Raw genomic sequence first — 19,881 nt, forward strand, 5'->3', positions numbered from 1 at the left:
TTGACCTCTCCACTGGTTCTCAGGGGCGTACGCGTGGAGAGCCTGTCAGATTCATCGGGTTTAAGTAAAGCCTTCGGCCGGATATCGGGGGGCTTGCCTTGACCTATGGTCGGTGTGATCCTACTGTTCCATCCATATTCATCGGATCAATTGGAGTTCGCCCATGCCGACGATCACCTCGGTGAACGTGATCGACATCAGGTTTCCGACCTCCGCGACGCTCGACGGCTCGGACGCCATGAACCCGGACGGCGACTACTCCGCGGCGTACGTGGTGCTGGAAACCGACGACGGCGACCTGGCCGGGCACGGTCTCACGTTCACGATCGGGCGGGGCAACGACCTGTGTGTGGCCGCCGCCCGGCAGATCGGGGCGCGGCTGGCCGGACGCGACGTGGACGAGCTGGCCGGCGACCTCGGCGGCCTCTATCGGGAGATCATGGCCGACAGCCAGATGCGCTGGCTCGGGCCGGAGAAGGGTGTGGTCCACATCTCCGCCGCCGGCGTGCTCAACGCGGCCTGGGACCTGGCGGCCCGCCGGGCCGGCAAGCCCCTGTGGCGCTTCGTCGCCGACATGACGCCCGAGGAGCTGGTCGCGGCCTGCGACTTCCGTTATCTGTCCGACGTGCTGACCCCCGCCGAGGCCGTCGAGATGCTGGCCCGGCTCGCGCCCACCCGCGAGGAGCGGATCGCCGAGCTGGCCGAGCACGGCTATCCGGCGTACACGACCTCTCCGGGGTGGCTCGGCTACGACGACGACAAGCTGCGCCGGCTGTGCCGCGAGGCCGTCGCCGACGGCTGGACCCACGTGAAGCTCAAGGTCGGCGCCAATGTGGAGGACGACGTCCGCCGGCTGTCGATCGCCCGGGAGGAGCTCGGCGACCGCACGCTCATGGTCGACGCCAACCAGGTGTGGGACGTGCCCCAGGCGATCGAGTGGGTCAACCGGCTCGCGGCGTACGAGCTGCTGTGGGTCGAGGAGCCGACCAGCCCGGACGACGTCCTCGGCCACGCCGCCATCCGCAAGGCGATCGCCCCCGTCGGCGTCGCCACCGGCGAGCACTGCCACAACAGGGTGATGTTCAAGCAGCTCCTGCAGGCCGGGGCGATCGACTTCTGCCAGATCGACTCCTGCCGGCTCGCGTCGGTCAACGAGATCGTGCCGGTGCTGCTCATGGCCGCCAAGTTCGGCGTGCCCGTCTGCCCCCACGCGGGCGGCGTCGGTTTGTGCGAGCTGGTCCAGCACATGGCCGTGGTCGACTACGTGTGCGTGAGCGGCAGCCTGGAGGGCCGGGTGCTGGAGTACGTCGACCACCTGCACGAGCACTTCACCGACCCCGTCCGCATCGAGCGCGGCCACTATCTGCTGCCTGAAAAGCCCGGTTACAGCGCTCGTATGCACCCTGAGTCGATCGATGCGTACCGCTACCCTGATGGTCACCAATGGGGAGGCTGACGTGGGCGTCATCGAGACGGCGATCGACACGATCAAGCAGATGATCATCGATGGGGAGCTGCGCCCGGGGCAGAAGCTCCCCGTCGAGAAGATTCTGGCCGAACAGCTCGGTGTCGCCCGCAACACGCTGCGCGAGGCCGTCCGCGCGCTGGTCGCCATGAGGGTGCTGCAGACCCGGCAGGGCGACGGCACCTACGTCACCAGCCTCTCGCCCGACCTGCTGCTCGACGGGATGAGCTTCGTCGCCGACATCCACCTTGACGCCGGGGCGGGGGAGTTCCTGCATGTGCGCAGGATCCTGGAGGCGGAGGCGACGGCGCTGGCGGCCACGCGCATCCCGGACGCCGATCTCGTCCACCTGGGCGACCTGCTCGACGAGGCCGAGACGGTGGCCGCCTGCGATCCTGTCGACCACGAGAAACTGGTCGCCCTCGACCAGGACTTCCACGCGCTCATCGCCTCCCACTGCGGCAACGCCGTCCTCGCGGCCGTCATCCAGAACATGTCGGGCCGCACCGTACGAGCCCGGATCTGGCGCGGCATGAGCGACCCCGAGGCCGTTCATCGCACCCTCCGGGAGCACCGGGCGGTCCATCGGGCTCTGCTGGCGCGGGACTCCGAACGGGCCAGGCTCCACGCCGCCCTGCACGTCCTCGGCGTCGAGGAGAGCCTCGCCGGCTCGCGTGCCTTCGCAGGAGAGGCCTCCCATGACTGATCGTCCCGGTCCTGGGGGAGACGGACCGGCGGACGCCGGCCGGGCGGACACGGCGGGCGCGGACGCGGCGGGTGCGGCGGGCGACGCCATGGACCGGCTGACGGCCCGGCTGCGCGATGAGGACGCCGTCGTCGTCGCCTACTCCGGCGGCGCCGACTCCGCGTTGCTCGCCTTCGCCGCCGCGAAGGTGCTCGGCCGGCGCGCACTGGCCGTCACCGCCGTCTCCCCGAGTCTGGCCGCCTCCGAGCGGGCCGCCGCCCGCGACTTCGCGCGCGCCCACGGCCTGGCCCATCTGGAGGTGTGCACGGACGAGGCCGGCAGGCCCGAGTATGCCGCCAACGGCGCCGACCGCTGCTACCACTGCAAGTCGGCGCTGTTCGACGCGCTCACGCCGCTGGCCGCCGCCATGGGCGCCCGGATCGCGCTCGGCACCAACCTCGACGACCTCGGCGACCACCGGCCCGGGCAGCGGGCCGCGGCCGAGCGTGGGGCCATCGCACCGCTGGTGGACGCCGGGCTCACCAAGGCCGACGTCCGCGCGGTCAGCCGGAAGCTCGGCCTGGTCACCGCGGACAAGCCCGCCGCGCCCTGCCTGGCCTCACGGGTGAGCTACGGCGACCCGGTCACGCCGGAGATCCTGCGCAGGATCGAGACCGCCGAGGCCGCGTTGCGCGATCTCGGCTTCCCGGTGTGCCGGGTGCGCGCCCACGCCGGCGGCACCCTCGCCCGGGTCGAGGTTCCGGGCGCCGCCATCCCGCGTGCGTGCGAGCTGCGCGAGCGCGTCGACGCCGCGGTCCGCGGCGCCGGGTTCACCTTCTGCTCGCTGGACCTGTCCGGTTTCGCGTCCGGGCGCCTCAACGCGCTGCTGCCGCTGCTTCCCTCGTGACGCGCTTGTCCGCGTGACCGGAGCCGTACGCGGCGAGGAGAGGAGAGGGGGAGACCGGCGCCGCGATCGGCCTCCCCCTCTCGTCAATCCTGCGACTTGCCGCCGGTGAGGCGGGAGATCACGAGCGCGGTGAGAATGATCGCCCCGTTGAGCGCCTGGATCCACTGCGCGGGGACGCCCGCGAGGGTGAGGACGTTCTGGATCATGTAGAGCAGCAGGATGCCGGTGAACGCGCCGAACACGGTGCCCTTGCCGCCGTTGAGGCTGACTCCGCCGATGACGGCCGCGGCGAACACCGTGAAGATCGCGCCGTCGCCCTGGGCCGCGGCCACGGAGGCGAGCCGGCCCGTCAGCAGGAGACCGCCGATCGCGGCCAGCAGGCTCGCGGAGATCAGCACGATCCACAGCACCCGGTCGGTGCGGATTCCGGCGGCCTTGGCGGCGTCGACGTTCCCGCCGATCGCGTACAGCGAGCGGCCGAACCGGGTGAAGCCCATGACCACGATGCCGGCGGCGAACAGCAGCAGGCAGATCCAGATGGACGCGGGCACGCCGAGCCACATGGCCGAGCCGAAGTAGGTCATCGACTCCGGCAGGTTGAAGAAGGTCTGCCCGCCGGAGATGCCCGTGAGGAGGCCGCGCAGCACGATCAGCATGCCCAGGGTGACGATGAAGCCGTTGAGCCCGAAGCGGACGATGAACAGCGCGTTCACCGCCCCGATCAGCACTCCCACCGCGAGGGTGACGGGGATCCCCCAGGCGCCGGGCAGCAGCCCGAGCCCCGGTCCCGTCCCGGCGGCGACCGTCAGCCAGGCGGCCACGCCGGGGGCCAGCCCGAAGGTCGACTCGAGCGACAGGTCCATCCTGCCGGCGACCAGCACGAGCGTCTGCGCCAGGACGAGGAGCGAGATCTCCGACATGGTCTGCAGGATGTTGATCAGGTTGTCGCTCTGCAGGAAGATCGGGTTGACGATCTGCCCGACGATCGCTATCACGATGATCGCGGGAACGAGCGCGAAGTCACGCAGCCGTGCCAGGGGGATCGCCGGGCGGCGTCTTCCCGCTTCCTCCGGCGCCGGTGGGCTCGGAGGGTGTCCCGTGGTGGCGGGAGCGGTGGTGCTGTCAGGCATCGAGGTCGACTCCTTCCATGGCGGCCACCATCTCGTGGTCGTGCCAGCCGGCGGCCAGTTCCGCGACGACGCGGCCGTGGAACATCACGAGCACCCGGTTGCACAGCCGCAGGTCGTCAAGTTCATCGGAGGCGATCACGACGCCGGTCCCGTTTTCGGCGATCTCCTCGACCTTGCCGAGCAGGAACTCCTTCGACCGGACGTCGACTCCGGCCGTCGGCGTGATCAGCACGAGCAGGCGGGGGTCGCTGGCCAGGGCGCGGGCCATCACGACCTTCTGCTGGTTGCCGCCGGACAGCCCGGAAACGGGGAGTTCCGGGCCGGGTGTCTTGATCGCGAGATTCGTGATCATCTCGCGGGCCAGCGCGTCTTTGCGCCGGCCGCTGACGAACCCCGCCTGACCGAGCCGTTCCGGCACGGTCAGCGTGGTGTTGTCGGCGATGGACATCAGGGGGACCAGCCCCTGATCGTGACGGTCGCGGGGCACGAAGCCCACCCCGGCGGCCAGCGACTCCGGCACACTGCCGGGGCGCGGGCGGCTCCCGGCCACCTCCAGGGTGCCGTCCCGGGGAGCGCGCAGCCCGGCGATGGCCTCGGCGAGCTCGGTCTTCCCGCTGCCGCCCAGGCCCGCCAGCCCCACGATCTCCCCGGCCCGCACCCGGAGGTCGACGTCCTGGTAGACGTCGCCGTCGGACAGGCCCCGGACGTCGAGGACCACCGGGGCCTGCTCCGGAACCGCCGGGCGTACGGCGTGCTCGCGCAGCCCCGCGGCCTCACCGGTCATCGCCGCCACCAGCTCGCCCTGCGGCAGGTCCGCCACCGGCGCGGTGAGGATGTGCCGGGCGTCCCGGAACACCGTGACCGTGTCGCAGATCTCATAGATCTCCTGCAGGTGATGGCTGATGAACAGGAAGGTGACCCCCTGCTCGCGCATCGCCCGCATCCGGTCGAAGAGCCGGGAGATCGCCGCGCCGTCGAGCTGGGCGGTGGGCTCGTCGAGGATGATGAACCTCGCGCCGAACGACAGCGCCCGGGCGATCTCCACGAACTGCCGCTGCTCCACCCCGAGCTCCCCGGCCGGCCGGCGGACGTCGACGTCCACCGACCACGCCTCCAGCAGGTCCGCCGCCTTCCGCCACAGGCTCTTCCAGCCGACCAGCCCCAGCCGGTTGCGGTCGTGCCGGTTCAGGTAGAGGTTCTCCGCCACGGTCAGCTCAGGGATGATCGTGGACTTCTGATAGACGCAGGCGACCCGTTCCCGCCACGCGTCCCGGTCGGACAGCCGCGGCGCGGGGGACCCGGCGAAGCGGACCTCGCCCTCGTCCGGCGCCTGCAGCCCGGTCAGGATGGAGACCAGCGTCGACTTGCCCGCACCGTTGCGCCCGACCAGCGCGTGCGCCTCCCCGGGCCTGATCGTGATGCGGGCACCGTCCAGCGCCGTCGTCTCGCCGTACCTCTTGGTGATGTTCTCCGCCTCGGCGACGGGCGGGTCCGCACGGACCGGCCCGCCCTCACGGGCGGGTGGAGGGCTCGCGGGCCCTCCCGCGAACTCTTCCATCAGTCACGCCCTCTCAGCTCAGGTTGTTGCCCCACAGCGACTTGTCGTCGTGCTTCACGCTGGGGATCCCGCCATAGGTGCCGCCGTCGGCGGTGACGAGCGGCGCGGACAGCTGGTCCTCCAGCAGGCCCGGCCGCACCTGGATGATGGTGCTGTCGTGATCGGTCGGGCCCGGCTGGAAGGTCTTGCCCTCGATCGCGGCCTGAGCGTACGACAGCGCCCACTTGGCGTACAGGTCCGCGGGCTGGGAGACGGTCGCGTCGATGTTCCCGGCGGCGATGTCCTTGAGCTCCTGCGGGATGCCGTCGTTGGAGACGACGAAGACGTGCTTGGGGTCGTCCGGCGGCACCAGGAGGTCGCGCTGCTTGAGCACCTGCAGCGTGCCGGCGAGCGCGAAGCTCGACTGCATGTAGACGCCCTTGACGTCGGGGTTCGCGGTCATGACCGTGGAGAGCTTCTGCGAGGCCACGGCGCCGTCCCAGTTCGTCGCCTCGCCGAACACCGTGATGCCGGGATAGTTCTGCTTCATGCAGTCGTTGAACGCCTCGGTGCGGTCCCGGCCGTTGATGGAGGCCAGGTCGCCCTCCAGCATGACCACCTTGCCCTTGCCGCCGAGCTTCTCACCCAGGAACTTGCAGGCCTTCTCCCCGTACGCGCGGTTGTCGGCCCGTACGACCATGAAGGCGTTTCCCGTGTCGGGCCGGGTGTCCACCAGCACGGCGGGGATCTTCTTGTTCTCGAGCTGCTGCAGCGTGGGCGCCACCGCCGCGGTGTCCTGCGGCGCCATGACCACGCCCTTCACACCCTGACTCATCAGGGTCTGCACGTTCGCGGTGAGCTTCGCGATGTCGTTCTGGGAGTTGGTGGTCTTGACCTCCGCACCCAGCTCGCCGGCGAACTTCGGCACGTAACTGATGTAGGAGTTCCAGAAGTCCGTGTCGGAACGCGGGTAGTCGACGCCGATGACCGGCTTCGCCGCCGCGTCGTTCCCGCCGCCGGAGCCGCCGTCTCCCGTGCCGCCGTCGCCGCCGCAAGCGGCGGCGAGGCACCCGGATATGGCTAAGGCCGCGGCGAGTGCGAACCGTCTGCGTTCCATCGTCTCTCCTTCTGAAGCACCACGGCTGCCATGCCGTCGCCGACGCTCGGATGATGTCCGCGCCGCTGTGCGGGGCATGAGCGAGGTTCGTCGTGAGTGGGCTAATCACGACAGGACATGGGATGTCTTTCTATGCTCAAAACCGCTCTAGTGTCCAGACCTTTGGATAAGGATGGTGATATTCCGTTACGCGCGCGACCCTCATCAGCAAGGGATCCGACGTCTCGGCCGCCACCGTCCGCGCGCGGCGACCGGACACATCGCATGTCTGCCCGGCGGGGACGGCGTGGCACGCCAGGTGAGTGCCGGGCCGCCCACGCCGTGGCGCCCCTCCCCGGGCGCGGGCGCGGCCGGGGTCCGGGGGCGTTCTCGGTGCGCGGAGGCACCGTGTGGAGGTCTGGTGTCCCGGCATACCAAAATGCACGTATGTCGTTGACCGAGCAGGCGATCGAACGCATCAGGCAGCGCATCAAGGACGGGACGCTTCCCCCGGGCGCCCGGCTGCCTCCAGAACAGGACCTGGCCGCCGAGCTGGGCCTGTCGCGCAACCTGCTCAGGGAGGCCGTCCGCTCCCTCGTCACCACACGCGTGCTGGAGGTGCGCAGGGGCGACGGCACCTACGTCACGAGCCTTTCCCCGGAGTTGCTGCTCGAAGGAGTCGGCCTCGCCGTCGAGATGATGCGGGGCGACGATCTGCTCGAGATCACCGAGGTGCGGCGGCTGTTCGAGCCGGTCGCGACGGGTCTGGCCGCCGCCCGGATCACCGCCGGGCAACTCGCGGACGTCGAGCGGCATCTCAACGCGATGATCGCGGCGCAGAACGACATCGAAGCGCTCAACCACCACGACGACGCCTTCCACCGGGCCGTTTTCGACGCGACGGGCAACAAGTCCCTGGCCGCCCTGCTCGGCGGCATCGCCAGCCGAACTCTCCGCGCGCGGGTCTGGCGGGGGCTTGTGGAGGAGAACGCGGCCGGCCGCACGATCGCCGAGCACGCCGCCATCTATCGCGCGCTCGCGGCCGGCGACGCCCCGCTCGCCCAGGCGGCCGCGCTGGTGCACGTCAGCACCACGGAGACCTGGCTGCGGGAGAACCTCGGCCGGTCACGTCCCGGGGGGTGATCAGGACGCGGTGACCAGGGTGCGGTGATCACGGTGCGGTGATCAGGACGCGGTGATCACGGTGCGGTGATCACTGTGCGGGGCCGTCGTCGGGCAGCCGGGGGAGGGACTCCTCGACCCCGACGAGATGGTTGGCCATCCGGATGCGCGCCCGTTCGGGATCGCGTGCCGCGAGCGCCGCCCAGATCGCCACGTGCTCGTCGTGGGTACGCCGGTCGGCGCCCTCCTCGTGGAGGCTTCGCCACAGCCGGCCGCGGACGGTGCGCCGGGCGAACGCCTCGATCAGGCCGACCAGGACGGGGTTGTCGGTATGGGCGGCGATGATGCGGTGGAAGGCGATGTCGATCTCGATGAGACGCTCGTGGTCGTGGGGCGCCTGATCCACGATCCGGGCCGACTCGCCGAGCAGGTCCCTGGCCTGGCAGAGCGCCTCGTCGGTGATGCTGGTCGCGGCGAGCCGGGCCGCCTCCGATTCGAGCAGACGCCGGACGGTGTACACGTGCCGCGGGTCGCCCTGGCCGTGCAGGTCGACGACGAAGCCCATCGGAGCCAGCAACTGCGTCGCGTCGAGGTTGGTGACGTACGTCCCGTCGCCCTGCCGGGTGCTGACGATCCCGAGGATCGACAGCGCCGAGACCCCCTCGCGCAACGCTCCGCGCGAGACGCCCAGCGACTCGGCGAGGTCCTTCTCGACGGGCAGACGGTCGCCGGGCCGCAGGACGCCGTCGAGGATCATCCGCTTGATGCTGTCCACTACATCGTCTGTGCGTGACATGGCAGGTAGGTTCCCAGGGGTCGGCCGGAACGGGGGATTCCCCGGTCACCCTGGCGTGCAGGGAGCGGATGCGGCCTGCCCGCACGTCGTCGCGCGTGGTCGCCGGGGAATCGCTGCTGCTCTACGGATACAGGACGCGGCCTCGCGCCGCTACCCGGCGCCCGCGTGGCCTTCCCCCGTCAAAGGTTAGATGTATTCCGGGAACTGAGGGGTCAGATGACCGCCTTTTGGGGGTTTTGCTAGACATCGTTGACCGATACATCAAATCTTTGTAGCTTTGCCATCACCCCCTACACAGCCTCGTCACGCAGCCGGTCCCGCCGAACCCCGCCCGTCTCCCCGATGTGGGGCTCGCAGCCCATGGGCGCGGCGCCGGCCGCCGGCAAGGCCGCCATGCGCATGGAGAGCGAATGCCAGATCTGACGCGAAGGCAATTAATGAAGATCGGCACGGTCGGAGCCGGGGCTCTGATGCTGCCGATGCAATGGACGGCGGTCGCCCGAGCAGGATCGGTGGCGCCCTCCGAGGTGCGCGCCGCCGACGACATGGCGCTCTGGTATGACAAGGGCGCCGGCACGGACTGGCTCCGCGCCCTCCCCATCGGCAACGGACGCCTCGGCGCCATGGTGTTCGGCAACGTCGACACCGAGCGCCTGCAGCTCAACGAGGACACCGTCTGGGGCGGCGGGCCGTACGACCAGAGCAACACCAAGGGCCTGGCGGCGCTGCCGGAGATCCGCCGCCTGGTCTTCGAGGACCAGTGGACCCAGGCCCAGACGCTGATCGACCAGAACATGCTGGGCAAGCCCGCGGGCCAGCTCGCCTACCAGACGGTCGGCAACATCAGGCTGACCTTCCCCGGCACCAGCGGGTTCACGGAGTACAACCGCCAGCTCGACCTCACCACCGCCGTCACGTCCGTCAACTATCTGCTGAACGGCGTGCGATACAAGCGCGAGGTGTTCGCCAGCGCGCCCGACCAGGTCATCGTCGTCCGCCTCACCGCCGACAAGCCCGGCTCGATCACCTTCAGCGCGACGTTCGACAGCCCCCAGCGCACGACGCTCACCAGCCCGGACAGCTCCACCGTCGCGCTCGACGGCGTCTCGGGAAACTTCGAGGGCATCACCGGCCAGGTCAAGTTCCTGGCGCTGGCCAAGGCCGTCGCCGAGGGCGGCACCGTCACGAGTTCCGGCGGAACGCTCCAGGTGTCCGCCGCCGACAGCGTGACGCTGCTCATCTCCATCGGCTCCAGCTACGTGAACTACAAGGACGTCAGCGGCGACTACCAGGGCATCGCGCGGCGGCACCTCGACGCCGCCCAGGGCACGGCGTACGACACGCTGCGCGGCCGGCACGTGGCCGACTATCAGGAGCTGTTCGGCCGGACGACGCTCGAACTCGACCGCACCGACGCGGCCGACCAGCCGACCGACGTCCGGATCACCCAGCACGGTGCCGTCGACGACCCGCAGTTCTCCGCGCTGCTCTTCCAGTTCGGCCGCTACCTGCTGATCAGCTGCTCGCGCCCCGGGACCCAGCCGGCCAACCTCCAGGGCATCTGGAACGACTCGATGAGCCCACAGTGGGACTCGAAATACACCATCAACGCCAACCTGCCGATGAACTACTGGCCCGCCGACACGACCAACCTGTCGGAGTGCTACGAGCCGGTGTTCAGCATGATCAACGACCTCACGGTCACCGGCGCCCGCACGGCCGAGGTCCAGTACGGCGCCGGCGGCTGGGTCACCCACCACAACACCGACGCATGGCGGGCGACCTCGGTCGTCGACGGCGCGTTCTGGGGCATGTGGCAGACCGGCGGCGCGTGGCTGGCCACCATGATCTGGCAGCACTACCTGTTCACCGGCGACGTCGAGTTCCTGAGGAAGAACTATCCGGCGATGAAGGGTGCGGCGCAGTTCTTCCTCGACACTCTCGTGGAGGAGCCGAATCTCGGATATCTCGTCACGAACCCGTCGAACTCGCCCGAGCTCAGCCACCACGCGAACGCCAGCGTCGCCGCCGGTCCCACCATGGACAACCAGATCCTTCGCGACCTGTTCGACGGCTGCGCGGAGGCCGGCGAGGTCCTCGGTGTGGACGCGAGCTTCCGGGCGCAGGTCCTGGCCGCCAAGGACCGGCTCGCCCCGATGAAGATCGGCTCGCGCGGCAACATCCAGGAGTGGCTGTACGACTGGATCGAGACCGAGCGGAACCACCGGCACGTTTCGCACCTGTACGGCCTGCACCCCAGCAACCAGATCACCAAGCGCGGCACCCCCGAGCTGTACGACGCGGCGCGGCGGACCCTCGAACTGCGCGGCGACGACGGCACCGGCTGGTCGCTGGCCTGGAAGATCAACTACTGGGCGCGGATGGAGGAGGGCAAGCGGGCGCACGACCTGGTCCGCCTCCTGGTCACGCCGGCCAGGCTCGCGCCGAACATGTTCGACCTGCACCCGCCGTTCCAGATCGACGGCAACTTCGGCGCCACCTCCGGCATCGCCGAGATGCTGCTGCAGAGCCACACCGGCGAGCTGCACGTGCTGCCGGCGCTTCCGGGCGCCTGGCGGAACGGAAAGGTGCGGGGCCTGCGGGGCCGCGGGGGCCACACCGTCGGTGCGGCGTGGAGCGACGGGCAGGCCGACGAATACCTCATCACGCCCGACCGCGACGGTGTCGTCAAGGTGCGCGGCGGCATCCTCGCCGGTCGTCACAAGGTCCGCGACGTCACCGGCGGCGGCACGGTCACGGTGGAGAAGACCGAGCCCGATGCCGTCAAGATCATCGCGCAGGCCGGTCACACCTACCGGGCGTACGCGCTGCAGAAGGTCACGGTGACCGCACCGGTCGAGGTCACACCGGGCGAGGGGGCGAAGGTCCAGGTCACCGTCACGGCGGTGGAGGAGGCGCTCGCGTCGGCGACGGTGTCCCTCACCGTGCCGGAGGGGTGGACCGTCACCCCCGAGCAGGCCGGCGTCGGGCCGCTGTCGGCGGACGCGAAGGCCACGGTGGAGTTCACCTTCACTCCCGCCACCGGCGCGGCAGGCGGCCCCGCGGCCGTCACCGCCGTCGTCGGCGGCACCGAAGGGGGCGAGGACTGGGCCGTGTCCACGACGGCCACGGTGCAGGTGTGGGGCGGCGGGGAGAAGCCGCTGGAGGAGTTCTTCAGCAACGTCGCGGTCACCGACGACACCAACACCGCTCCCGGGAACTTCGACGGCAACGGCGCCAGCATCTCCGCCCAGGCGCTGGCGTCGGCCGGCGTCACCCCGGGGGCCACCGTCACCAAGAACGGGCTGACCTTCAGGTGGCCCGACGTCGCGGTGGGCACCCCCGACAACGCCATCGCCTCCGGGCAGTCCCTCAAGGTGACCGGCACCGGCAAGACGCTCGGCTTCCTGCTGACCGGGACCTACGGCGCGGTGTCCGGACCGGCCACCGTCGTCTACAAGGACGGCACGAGGCAGACCTTCACCCTCAGCTCGCCCGACTGGTACGGCGCGCCGGGGTCGGGGAGCGACGCCGCCGTCGTGGCCCCCTACCAGAACCGGCCGAACAACCAGCGGCAGAACACCCCCGCCACCATCTACTACTCCGGCGTAGCTCTGCAGAACAAGGAGATCTCCCGCGTCGACCTGCCCGACATCAGCCCGGCGGCGGCGAACGGGGTCGCCACGATGCACATCTTCGCCGTCGCGCTCGACTCCGCCACGCCGCCCGAGCCGGAGGTCAAGCTGACCGTCACCGCGTCCTCCCGCTGCATCGGCAGTTCGGCGTACGTGGCGGTCACGGCCGTCAACGACTCCGGCGTGCCGGCGACGATCACGCTGACCACCCCGTACGGGTCCAAGACGGTGGCCGACGTGGCTCCGGGCAAGCAGGCCTACCAGTCCTTCAACACCCGGGCCGCCCAGATCGAGGCGGGCACGGTCACCGTGAAGGCGACCGCCACGATCGACGGCAAGCAGGTCACCTCGTCCTACGACGTCGCCTACAGCGCGGCGAGCTGCGGCTGAGCCGCCGGCATCGCCAAGCCGCTCACGCACGTGGCCGGCCGGCAGCCGATCGCCGGCCGTCCGCATCACGGCGGTGTCCTCGTCGTGGGACCTCGATCACCACGACGAGGACACCGCTGTAGCACAACCCGGGGCCGGCCGCCCAGCCGGCCGGTCCCGGCAGAACGCGGGCAAGCGTGATCAGCCGGCCACCACCGGCTCCGGCGCCGGCATGTGGACGCCCCAGAACAGCACCGACAACCAGTGGACCGTCATCGCCGTCTGACCACGGTCGTCGACGTTCACCAGGCCAGGTCTCCGTGATCAGAGACCTGGCCGTTTTCTTCTCCACCGTCACCACCGGGCGGCGCCACGCCCTGGTGGTCGCCTCTTCGGTCCACGGGCACTCCTGGGCAGTTGGACGTGACAGCCGACGGGCGCAAGTGTTACCGCTACCACAGATGATCGTCAAGAGAGACGCTCTGCGACGATGAATCGTCCACGTCCGGGGTGAATCTGCACAAGCTCGGTTGACCTGCGGATTGAGGCGGCATCGTGGCCCGGTGAAGCATCCGGGCGAGTCGCCGGGGCTTGACACCGTCAACGGCACGCTCTACACCCTGATGTTACCGATAACTCAAAACAGTGACGCGGATCCCGTGACGCCGAGCGGCCGGGGGCGCGACTTCCGCGCGCCTCCGCCGTTCCCGCCCTCACGCCCAACGACCTGCACGCCCCCAACGACCCTCACGCCCCCAACGACCCTCACGCCCCCAACGACCCTCACGCCCCCAACGAGGAGAAGAACCATGCACGACTTACCCGTTCGCCCGGCGACCGGGCGGCGACGGTCGCCGAGCGCCGTCGCCCTGGGCCTGCTCACGGTGCTCGTCACCCTGGTGGCCACCGCGCTCACCGGGACGGCGCCGGCCTCCGCGGCCCCCGCGCCGCTGGTGAGCGCCGCCTCCGGCCGGTGCCTCGACGTGAAGGGCAACGTCGACACGCTCGGCACCACGCTGGACATCTGGGACTGCAACGGCCAGGCCAACCAGGGCTTCGAGTTCAGCTCGGCCGGCGAACTGCGCACGATGAACGGCACCCGGTGCGTGGACGCCTACAACAACCAGACCTCGCCCGGCACCCAGGTGATCATCTGGTCGTGCAACGGCCAGGCGAACCAGAAGTGGCGGCAGAACTCCGACGGGTCGATCACGGGGACGCAGTCGGGCCTGTGCCTCGACGTGGACCACGGCGGCACCGCCAACGGCACCGCCGTCATCCTGTGGACCTGCAACGGGCAGAGCAACCAGAAGTGGAACACCACGACCGGCGGCGGGGGCAGTGCCCTCGTGGTCGACGCGAGCAGCGTCGTGCGCCCGGTCACCCGCGTGGCGTCGGGCACCCTTTACGGCCTGTCCGACGCGAACACCCCGCCGGTGTCGATCATGCAGCCGCTGAAGCTGCACCAGCTCCGCCAGCCGCCGCCGCTGCACGAGCACCGGCCGAACGGCTCCCCGGTCCCGATCGGTGACACGCTCGACGTCTGGCGCAACGCCGCCGCCATCGGCGCGGTGATCACGGTCGACATGGCCGACAGCTTCGACGGCTTCCCGTACAACTGGACGAACTGGAACGACTGGTACAGCCGGATCGACAAGATGATCGCGGCGGCGAAGTCGGCGGGCGTCAGCAACATCGACGCCTGGGAGCCGTGGAACGAGCCGGACTGGACCTGGCCGTCGGCGGCGGGCGTCTCCTTCAACGAGGGGTGGGTGCGCACCTACCAGCGGATCCGGCAGAGCGAGCCGAACAAGCCCATCATGGGCCCGAGCTACTCCTACCTGGACATCAACCGGATGCGGTCCTTCCTCAACAACGCCAAGGCCACGAACACCCTGCCCGAGGTCGTGTCGTGGCACGAGCTGGGCGGATGGCGGAACGTCACCGCGAACGTCCGCGCCTACCGCGCCCTGGAGCGCGAGCTGGGCATCTCGCCGCGGCCCATCTCCATCAACGAGTACGCCACGACCGGCGAGATCGACGTGCCGAGCAGCGTCAACCACTACGTCGCCCAGTTCGAGCGCGAGGGCGTGCGCGACGCCGAGCGGGCGTTCTGGTACGAGGCCGGCACGCTCAACGGCCTGCTGAACAACGGCCAGCCGACGGCGTCGTACTGGATGTACAAGTGGTACGCCGACCAGACCGGCAACATCGTCAAGGTGACCCCGGCCACGAACAACGACGGCGTGGCCGCCTACGACGGCAGGACGTTCAGCCTGGTCTTCGGCGGCCAGGCCGGCGACAACTCGATCCGCGTCGACGGGATCGGCGGGCTGGGCTCCTCGGTCACGGCGACCCTCGAGTACGTCCCGGGCTCCGGCCGCAAGACGAACGTGGCGGCGGCGACCCGGGTGTGGTCGAACGCCTACACCGTCACCAACGGCAGTGTCACGATCCCGATCGCCAACCAGGACGCCAACGGCGCCTACCGCCTGGTCCTGACCTCCAGGTGACAGGCGAGGAGGCCCACCGGGCGCCCGGTGGGCCTCCTGCTTCCGGCACGCCTATTCCCTGACCAGGTGGATCATGGCGCTGGCGTAGTCGCCGGGAGCCAGCTCGGGGAACAGGCCGTGGGTGAGCAGCACGGCCCCGTGGTGGACCTCTCCCGTGACCGCGTCGCGGTAGCGTGCCTGCGGATCGAGGGCGCGCAGCGGGATCCCCGGATCGGCGTGCCCGAACCGGCGGGCGCGCCGGTAGACGAGCACGGCGGCCTCGGCGCCGTCGGGGGCGAGATACTGCACGGCCGACAGCTCGCCGCCCGGCGGCAGCAGGCGGTGCTGCCGGCCGTGCTGGACCAGTCGCCGGATCCGCTTGTAGTCGGCGACGAGCTCGGCCGCCCGATCCAGGTCGGCCCGGCTCCACTCGTCCAGGGCCCCGCCGATCGAGAGCAGCCCGGCCATGGCCACGTGGAAACGGAAGTCGAGGGGGATCTCCCGGCCGGTGTAGGGATTGGGGCTGTCGGTGACCCACGCGCCCATCACCCGCGCCGGGTAGAGCTGCGAGAAACCGTGCTGGATGTCCAGCCGGTCGAGGGCGTCGGTGTTGTCGGAGGTCCACACCTGGTCGGTGCGGCGCAGGATGCCAAGGTCCACCCGGCCGCCGCCGCTGCTGCACGACTCGATCCGCACGTGCGGGTGGGCGGCGCGCAGCCGGTCGAGCACGTCATACAGGGTGTGCACGTGGCCCAGCCACAGCCGCTCGTCCGGGCCGGCCTCCGTGAAGGGGCGGTTCATGTCCCATTTGAGGAAGTCGATGGCGTTCTTGGCCAGCAACTCGTCCAGCGTCCGGAACAGCCAGTCCCCGACCTCCGGCCGGGACAGGTCGAGCACGAGCTGGTTGCGGTGCTCGGTGCGCCGCCGATGCGGCCGGTGGATCACCCAGTCGGGGTGGGCGCGGTAGAGGTCGCTGTCGGGGTTGACCATCTCCGGCTCCACCCACAGCCCGAACAGCATGCCCAGCTCGTGCACCCGGTCGATCAGCGGCCCGAGCCCGTCGGGGAACCGGCGCGGGTTGGGATACCAGTCGCCGAGCCCGGCGGCGTCGTGGGTGCGGGCGCCGAACCAGCCGTCGTCCACCACGAACAGCTCCACGCCCATCCGGGCGGCCGACTCCGCCAGCCGGATCTGCCCGTCCAGCGAGACGTCGAAGCCCGTCGCCTCCCAGGAGTTGTAGAGCACCGGCCGGAGCTCGCCGGCATGTGGCAGGACATGCCGGAGCTGGTGGTCGTGCCAGGCGCGGCTGGCGGCGCCGAAGCCGCCTTCGGTGTAGAGCCCGGCGCACACCGGCGTGACCAGCTCCTCTCCGGTGCCCAGCTCCCAGGTCACGGGGTCGTGCCCGAACCCCGCGGACAGCGTCACCCGCTCGGTGGGCAGGCGCTGGGCGGTGAGCCGCCAGCTCCCGCTCCAGGCCAGCGCGCAGGAGTAGACCGCGCCGTGCTCCTCGCCCGCCGTGCCGTCGTCGACCATCGCCCAGGGGTTGGCCTGGTGGCTGGTCACACCTCTGCGGCTGGTCATGACGGTCTCGCCGTACGGCAGCTCGGTGCGGTGCACGCGGGTCTCGGCGCCCCACTGGCCGCGTACGGAGCTGAGCCGGTAGCCGTTCAGCCGGGGGAGCACCCAGGTGGCGGAGTCCGCCCGCGCGACGGTGACGGGCTCGCCCTCGTTGCGCAGGACCAGGTGGCGCTCGATCACGTCGCCGGACAGGCGGTAGTGGCACTCCACGGCCAGCGGGTAGTGACGGTCGGCGTACGCCAGCACCAGCTCCCGATCGGTGCGGCGTTGCCCGGTGAAGACGAGCTCCAGGTCGCGGGTGCCGTCGGCGAAGCGCACCTGCAACCCGGCGTCTCCGTAGCACAGGCCCCCGGTCGCGACCAGGTCGAAGGAGCCCTCCAGCGGGTCCTCCACGGGCCGGAAGCCGGGCTGGGGCAGCCGTAGCAGGAGCGAGGCCGCCTGCTCGGGGGTGAACCGGGGGCCCCAGTGCAGGACGCGCGGCCGGTCGGCCGCGTCGAGGTGCAGCACATAGGAGGAGGACGGCCCGGACAGCACCCACAGGCGGTGTTCGGAGTCGTGGTGGATCATCTCGGCCTTTCGACGGCGAAGGAGAAGGACGGCATGACATGCGGAACGCTCCACCCGCATGGCGTGGCGGAGGGCCGGTGGAGGATCGGGAGGTCAGGCGGGCTCGGGAGTTCAGGAGGGCGCCGGGCCGCTGCTCTCCCGCACGATGAGTTCGGGCTCGCTCCAGGCCGGGACGGCCGCGGCGTTCTGCGGGTCCAGCCTGCGGTGCAGCAGGCCGAAGCAGGCCCGGCCGAGACCTTCGAAGTCGAGCCGCACCGTGGTGAGCGAGGGGTTGAGGTAGGCCGAGGGCGGGGAGTCGTCGAAGCCGACCACACTGAGGTCGCCGGGGATGTCCCGCCCGGCCTCGCGGGCGGCACGCATGACGCCCAGGGCCAGGTCGTCGTTGCCGCACAGGATCGCGGTGACCGAACGGTCCGCGAGCAGGGAACGTACGGCGAGGTAGCCGGATCGGGGGCTCCAGCCGCCGGGCAGCGGCTCGGGCAGCGGCCGGCCGGCGGCGCGGAGCGCGTCCTGCCAGCCCTGGGTTCGCTGCGGCAGTGCGCTGGTGGAGGAGGGGATGGCCACGTAGTGGACGGTCTGGTGCCCCAGGCTCAGCAGGTAGCGGGTCGCGTGCGCGGCCGCCGCCCGGTCGTCCAGCCAGATCTGCCAGGGGTCGTCGGGACCGTCGTCGGGCCGCCGCTCGACGGCCGCGGTGACCGGGACGTCCGCGGGCAGCGCCCGCAGCGCGCGCACGCCCGCGTCGTCGAAGGCGATCACCATGACCGCCTCCCCGGGCCGGTTCAGCCGCAGGGCGATGTCCGCCTGGCCGGAGCCGCGCTCCAGCACGCTGATGCCGACGGAGAACCCGGCGGTTCTCGCCGCCTCCTCCATGCCGCGCAGGGTGGCGGCGGCGCCGTACAGGGCGGTGTCGGAGGTGAGGACGGTGACCGAGCGGACCGGCCCTCCGGCCAGCGCCTGGGCCAGCCGGTTGGGCCGGTAGCCGAGCTCGGCGATGACCTGGAGGACCCTGGCCCGGGTCGCCTCGCTGACCCGGGCCTTGCCGTTGATGACGCGGCTCACGGTCTGCTGGGAGACACCGGCCACCCGGGCGACGTCCCAGATGCTCGCCGAGCGCGTCCGGGGAGCGTCCTGGGGAGGCATGTGACCGGTAACTTCCATGAGTCAGACCTTACTTGATGGCGGCGTTGGCCTCGGTGGTGATCTTCTGGGCGGCGTCCTGCGGCGACAGCTGGCCCAGCCAGACCTGGTTGAAGATGTCGAGGGCCTTGACGTTGTAGACGTCGGCCGCCTCGGTCAGCGGGTAGCCCATCGTGGTGCCCTCGGCGGCCTTCTTGAAGCCGGTGACATCGACGCCCTTGGCCTTCCACGCGTCGGCGAAGACGTCGTTGAGCGAGGTGATGCCCGGCCAGACGGCGCCCGCCTGGGCGACGGCCTTCTGGTGGCGTTCGGACGTCAGCCACTTGAGCAGCTCCCACGCTTCCTTCGGGTGCTTGGTGCCGGCGTAGACGGCCTCGGTCAGGCCGTTGTAGACGCTGCCCTTGCCGGCCGGGCCCGCGGGGAGGTCGGCGACGCCGAAGCCGCCGTTGGGCAGCGCGGTGTCGAACGCCCGCAGCATCCAGCTTCCGTCCATCGCGGTGGCCGCCTCGCCGCGCCCGACCACCTGGTCGAGGGACGGGCCGTTGGGCGGGTTGGTGACCGTGGCGGGCACCGCGACGTGATACTTCAGCCGCAGGTCCTGGACGAACTGGATGGCCTGTACGCAGGCCGGCTGGTCGACGGTCCACCGGCCCCACGGCTTGTCCTGGAGCGCGCAGCCGTTCTGCAGCGCGAAGTTCCACCAGTCCTGCTGACCGGTCGGGGCCTGCATGGCGAGGCCGTACTGCTTGACCTTCTTGGGGTCGAAGCCGGCCTCGTCGGGGTGCTTGCCGTTCTCGTCGACCGTGAGCTTCTGCAGCGTCTTGACGAAGGTGCCGCCGTCGTCGGGGTTCCAGGTGAGGCCGTCGAGGTCGGCGGGGGTGAGCCCGGCGTCCTTGAGGGCCTTGGTGCTGTAGAAGAGGCCGATGGTGTCCCAGTCCTTGGGCAGGCCGTAGACCTTGCCGTCCACCTTCCAGCCCTCGGCGAGCTTGGAGTCGTAGATCGAGGTGTCCACCTTGTCCTGAGCGATGAGCGGCGCCAGGTCGGTGAGCACGCCCTCCTTGCTGAACTTGGGGAAGTAGGAGACGTGGTCCCAGAACACGTCGGGGGCCGAACGCCCGGCGAGCTGGGTCTGCAGCTTGCTCCAGTAGTCGTTCCAGTTGTTCAGCTCGATCTGCACCTTGATGGCCGGGTGGGCCTTCTCGAACTCGCGGATCGACTGCTCGATCGGCGGCTTCTGCACCTCGTCCCACAGGGCGTACCTGAGGGTGACGGTGCCGCCGCTGGAGTCCTCGTCGTCCGCGCCGCCGCACGCGGCGAGGGACAGCAGGGTCGCCACTGCGACGGCAGATAACGCGATTTTTCTGG

At 70.5% G+C, this 19,881-nt stretch carries 13 protein-coding genes; 6 read left to right on the top strand and 7 right to left on the bottom strand.

What is annotated here, in order from left to right; all coding sequences use genetic code 11:
- The first annotated feature begins 163 nt into the window (after positions 1-163).
- The 3 genes from FLX08_RS33970 to larE are packed head-to-tail and all read left to right on the top strand — an operon-like array spanning position 164 to position 3,057.
- The gene (locus FLX08_RS33970) at positions 164-1,456 is read left to right on the top strand and encodes an L-fuconate dehydratase (protein WP_142624360.1); all 1,293 of its coding nucleotides are present in this window, start codon (positions 164-166) and stop codon (positions 1,454-1,456) included.
- A 1-nt stretch (position 1,457) separates the two neighbouring features.
- On the top strand, positions 1,458-2,171 hold the full coding sequence (locus FLX08_RS33975) for a FadR/GntR family transcriptional regulator (protein WP_142624361.1): 714 nt from the start codon (positions 1,458-1,460) through the stop codon (positions 2,169-2,171).
- Positions 2,164-3,057 carry an ATP-dependent sacrificial sulfur transferase LarE gene (gene larE / locus FLX08_RS33980; RefSeq protein WP_208761825.1) on the top strand — a complete coding sequence of 298 codons (894 nt, stop codon included), beginning with the start codon at positions 2,164-2,166 and terminating at the stop codon, positions 3,055-3,057. The genes FLX08_RS33975 and larE overlap by 8 nt, the downstream gene beginning before the upstream one ends.
- Before the next feature lie 83 nt (positions 3,058-3,140).
- On the opposite strand, the gene FLX08_RS33985 is transcribed toward larE, so the two are convergent.
- Genes FLX08_RS33985 through FLX08_RS33995 form a run of 3 tightly spaced genes read right to left on the bottom strand, consistent with a single transcriptional unit; the run spans position 3,141 to position 6,841 of the window.
- Positions 3,141-4,187 carry an ABC transporter permease gene (locus tag FLX08_RS33985; protein ID WP_142624362.1) on the bottom strand — a complete coding sequence of 349 codons (1,047 nt, stop codon included), beginning with the start codon at positions 4,185-4,187 and terminating at the stop codon, positions 3,141-3,143.
- Positions 4,180-5,745 (bottom strand): sugar ABC transporter ATP-binding protein, encoded by a 1,566-nt coding sequence (locus FLX08_RS33990; RefSeq protein ID WP_142624363.1) that lies wholly within the window; start codon positions 5,743-5,745, stop codon positions 4,180-4,182. Before FLX08_RS33990 ends, FLX08_RS33985 begins: the two co-directional genes overlap by 8 nt.
- 13 nt (positions 5,746-5,758) lie before the next feature.
- Entirely contained in the window at positions 5,759-6,841 is a 1,083-nt protein-coding gene (locus tag FLX08_RS33995) for a sugar ABC transporter substrate-binding protein (RefSeq protein WP_142624364.1), read from the bottom strand.
- A 426-nt stretch (positions 6,842-7,267) separates the two neighbouring features.
- Between FLX08_RS33995 and FLX08_RS34000 the strand changes: the two genes are divergently transcribed.
- Positions 7,268-7,963, top strand: a complete 696-nt coding sequence (locus FLX08_RS34000; protein WP_142624365.1) for a FadR/GntR family transcriptional regulator — start codon at positions 7,268-7,270, stop codon at positions 7,961-7,963.
- Positions 7,964-8,033: 70 nt separating this feature from the next.
- Here FLX08_RS34000 and FLX08_RS34005 read toward each other — a convergent pair whose 3' ends face one another.
- The gene (locus tag FLX08_RS34005) at positions 8,034-8,738 is read right to left on the bottom strand and encodes a FadR/GntR family transcriptional regulator (RefSeq protein WP_142624366.1); all 705 of its coding nucleotides are present in this window, start codon (positions 8,736-8,738) and stop codon (positions 8,034-8,036) included.
- 479 nt (positions 8,739-9,217) lie between these two features.
- Between FLX08_RS34005 and FLX08_RS34010 the strand changes: the two genes are divergently transcribed.
- Together FLX08_RS34010 and FLX08_RS34015 are read left to right on the top strand one after the other, a co-directional pair.
- Positions 9,218-12,763 (top strand): glycoside hydrolase family 95 protein, encoded by a 3,546-nt coding sequence (locus FLX08_RS34010; RefSeq protein ID WP_244313097.1) that lies wholly within the window; start codon positions 9,218-9,220, stop codon positions 12,761-12,763.
- A 788-nt stretch (positions 12,764-13,551) separates the two neighbouring features.
- Positions 13,552-15,255 (top strand): RICIN domain-containing protein, encoded by a 1,704-nt coding sequence (locus FLX08_RS34015; RefSeq protein WP_142624367.1) that lies wholly within the window; start codon positions 13,552-13,554, stop codon positions 15,253-15,255.
- A gap of 51 nt (positions 15,256-15,306) precedes the next feature.
- Here the strand turns inward: FLX08_RS34015 and FLX08_RS34020 are convergent, their stop codons facing one another.
- The 3 genes from FLX08_RS34020 to FLX08_RS34030 all read right to left on the bottom strand — a co-directional run bounded on the left by FLX08_RS34020 (position 15,307) and on the right by FLX08_RS34030 (position 19,852).
- Complete coding sequence (locus FLX08_RS34020; protein ID WP_142624368.1) at positions 15,307-17,379, bottom strand: alpha-galactosidase; 2,073 nt, start codon at positions 17,377-17,379, stop codon at positions 15,307-15,309.
- 111 nt (positions 17,380-17,490) lie between these two features.
- Positions 17,491-18,537, bottom strand: coding sequence for a LacI family DNA-binding transcriptional regulator (locus FLX08_RS34025; RefSeq protein ID WP_208761826.1), 1,047 nt, complete (start codon positions 18,535-18,537; stop codon positions 17,491-17,493).
- Positions 18,538-18,547: 10 nt separating this feature from the next.
- Positions 18,548-19,852, bottom strand: coding sequence for an ABC transporter substrate-binding protein (locus tag FLX08_RS34030; protein WP_167530677.1), 1,305 nt, complete (start codon positions 19,850-19,852; stop codon positions 18,548-18,550).
- Between the last annotated feature and the right edge of the window lie 29 nt (positions 19,853-19,881).

Origin of the sequence: Microbispora hainanensis, assembly GCF_006874475.1 — a bacterium.
Taxonomy (GTDB): Bacteria; Actinomycetota; Actinomycetes; order Streptosporangiales; family Streptosporangiaceae; genus Microbispora; species Microbispora hainanensis.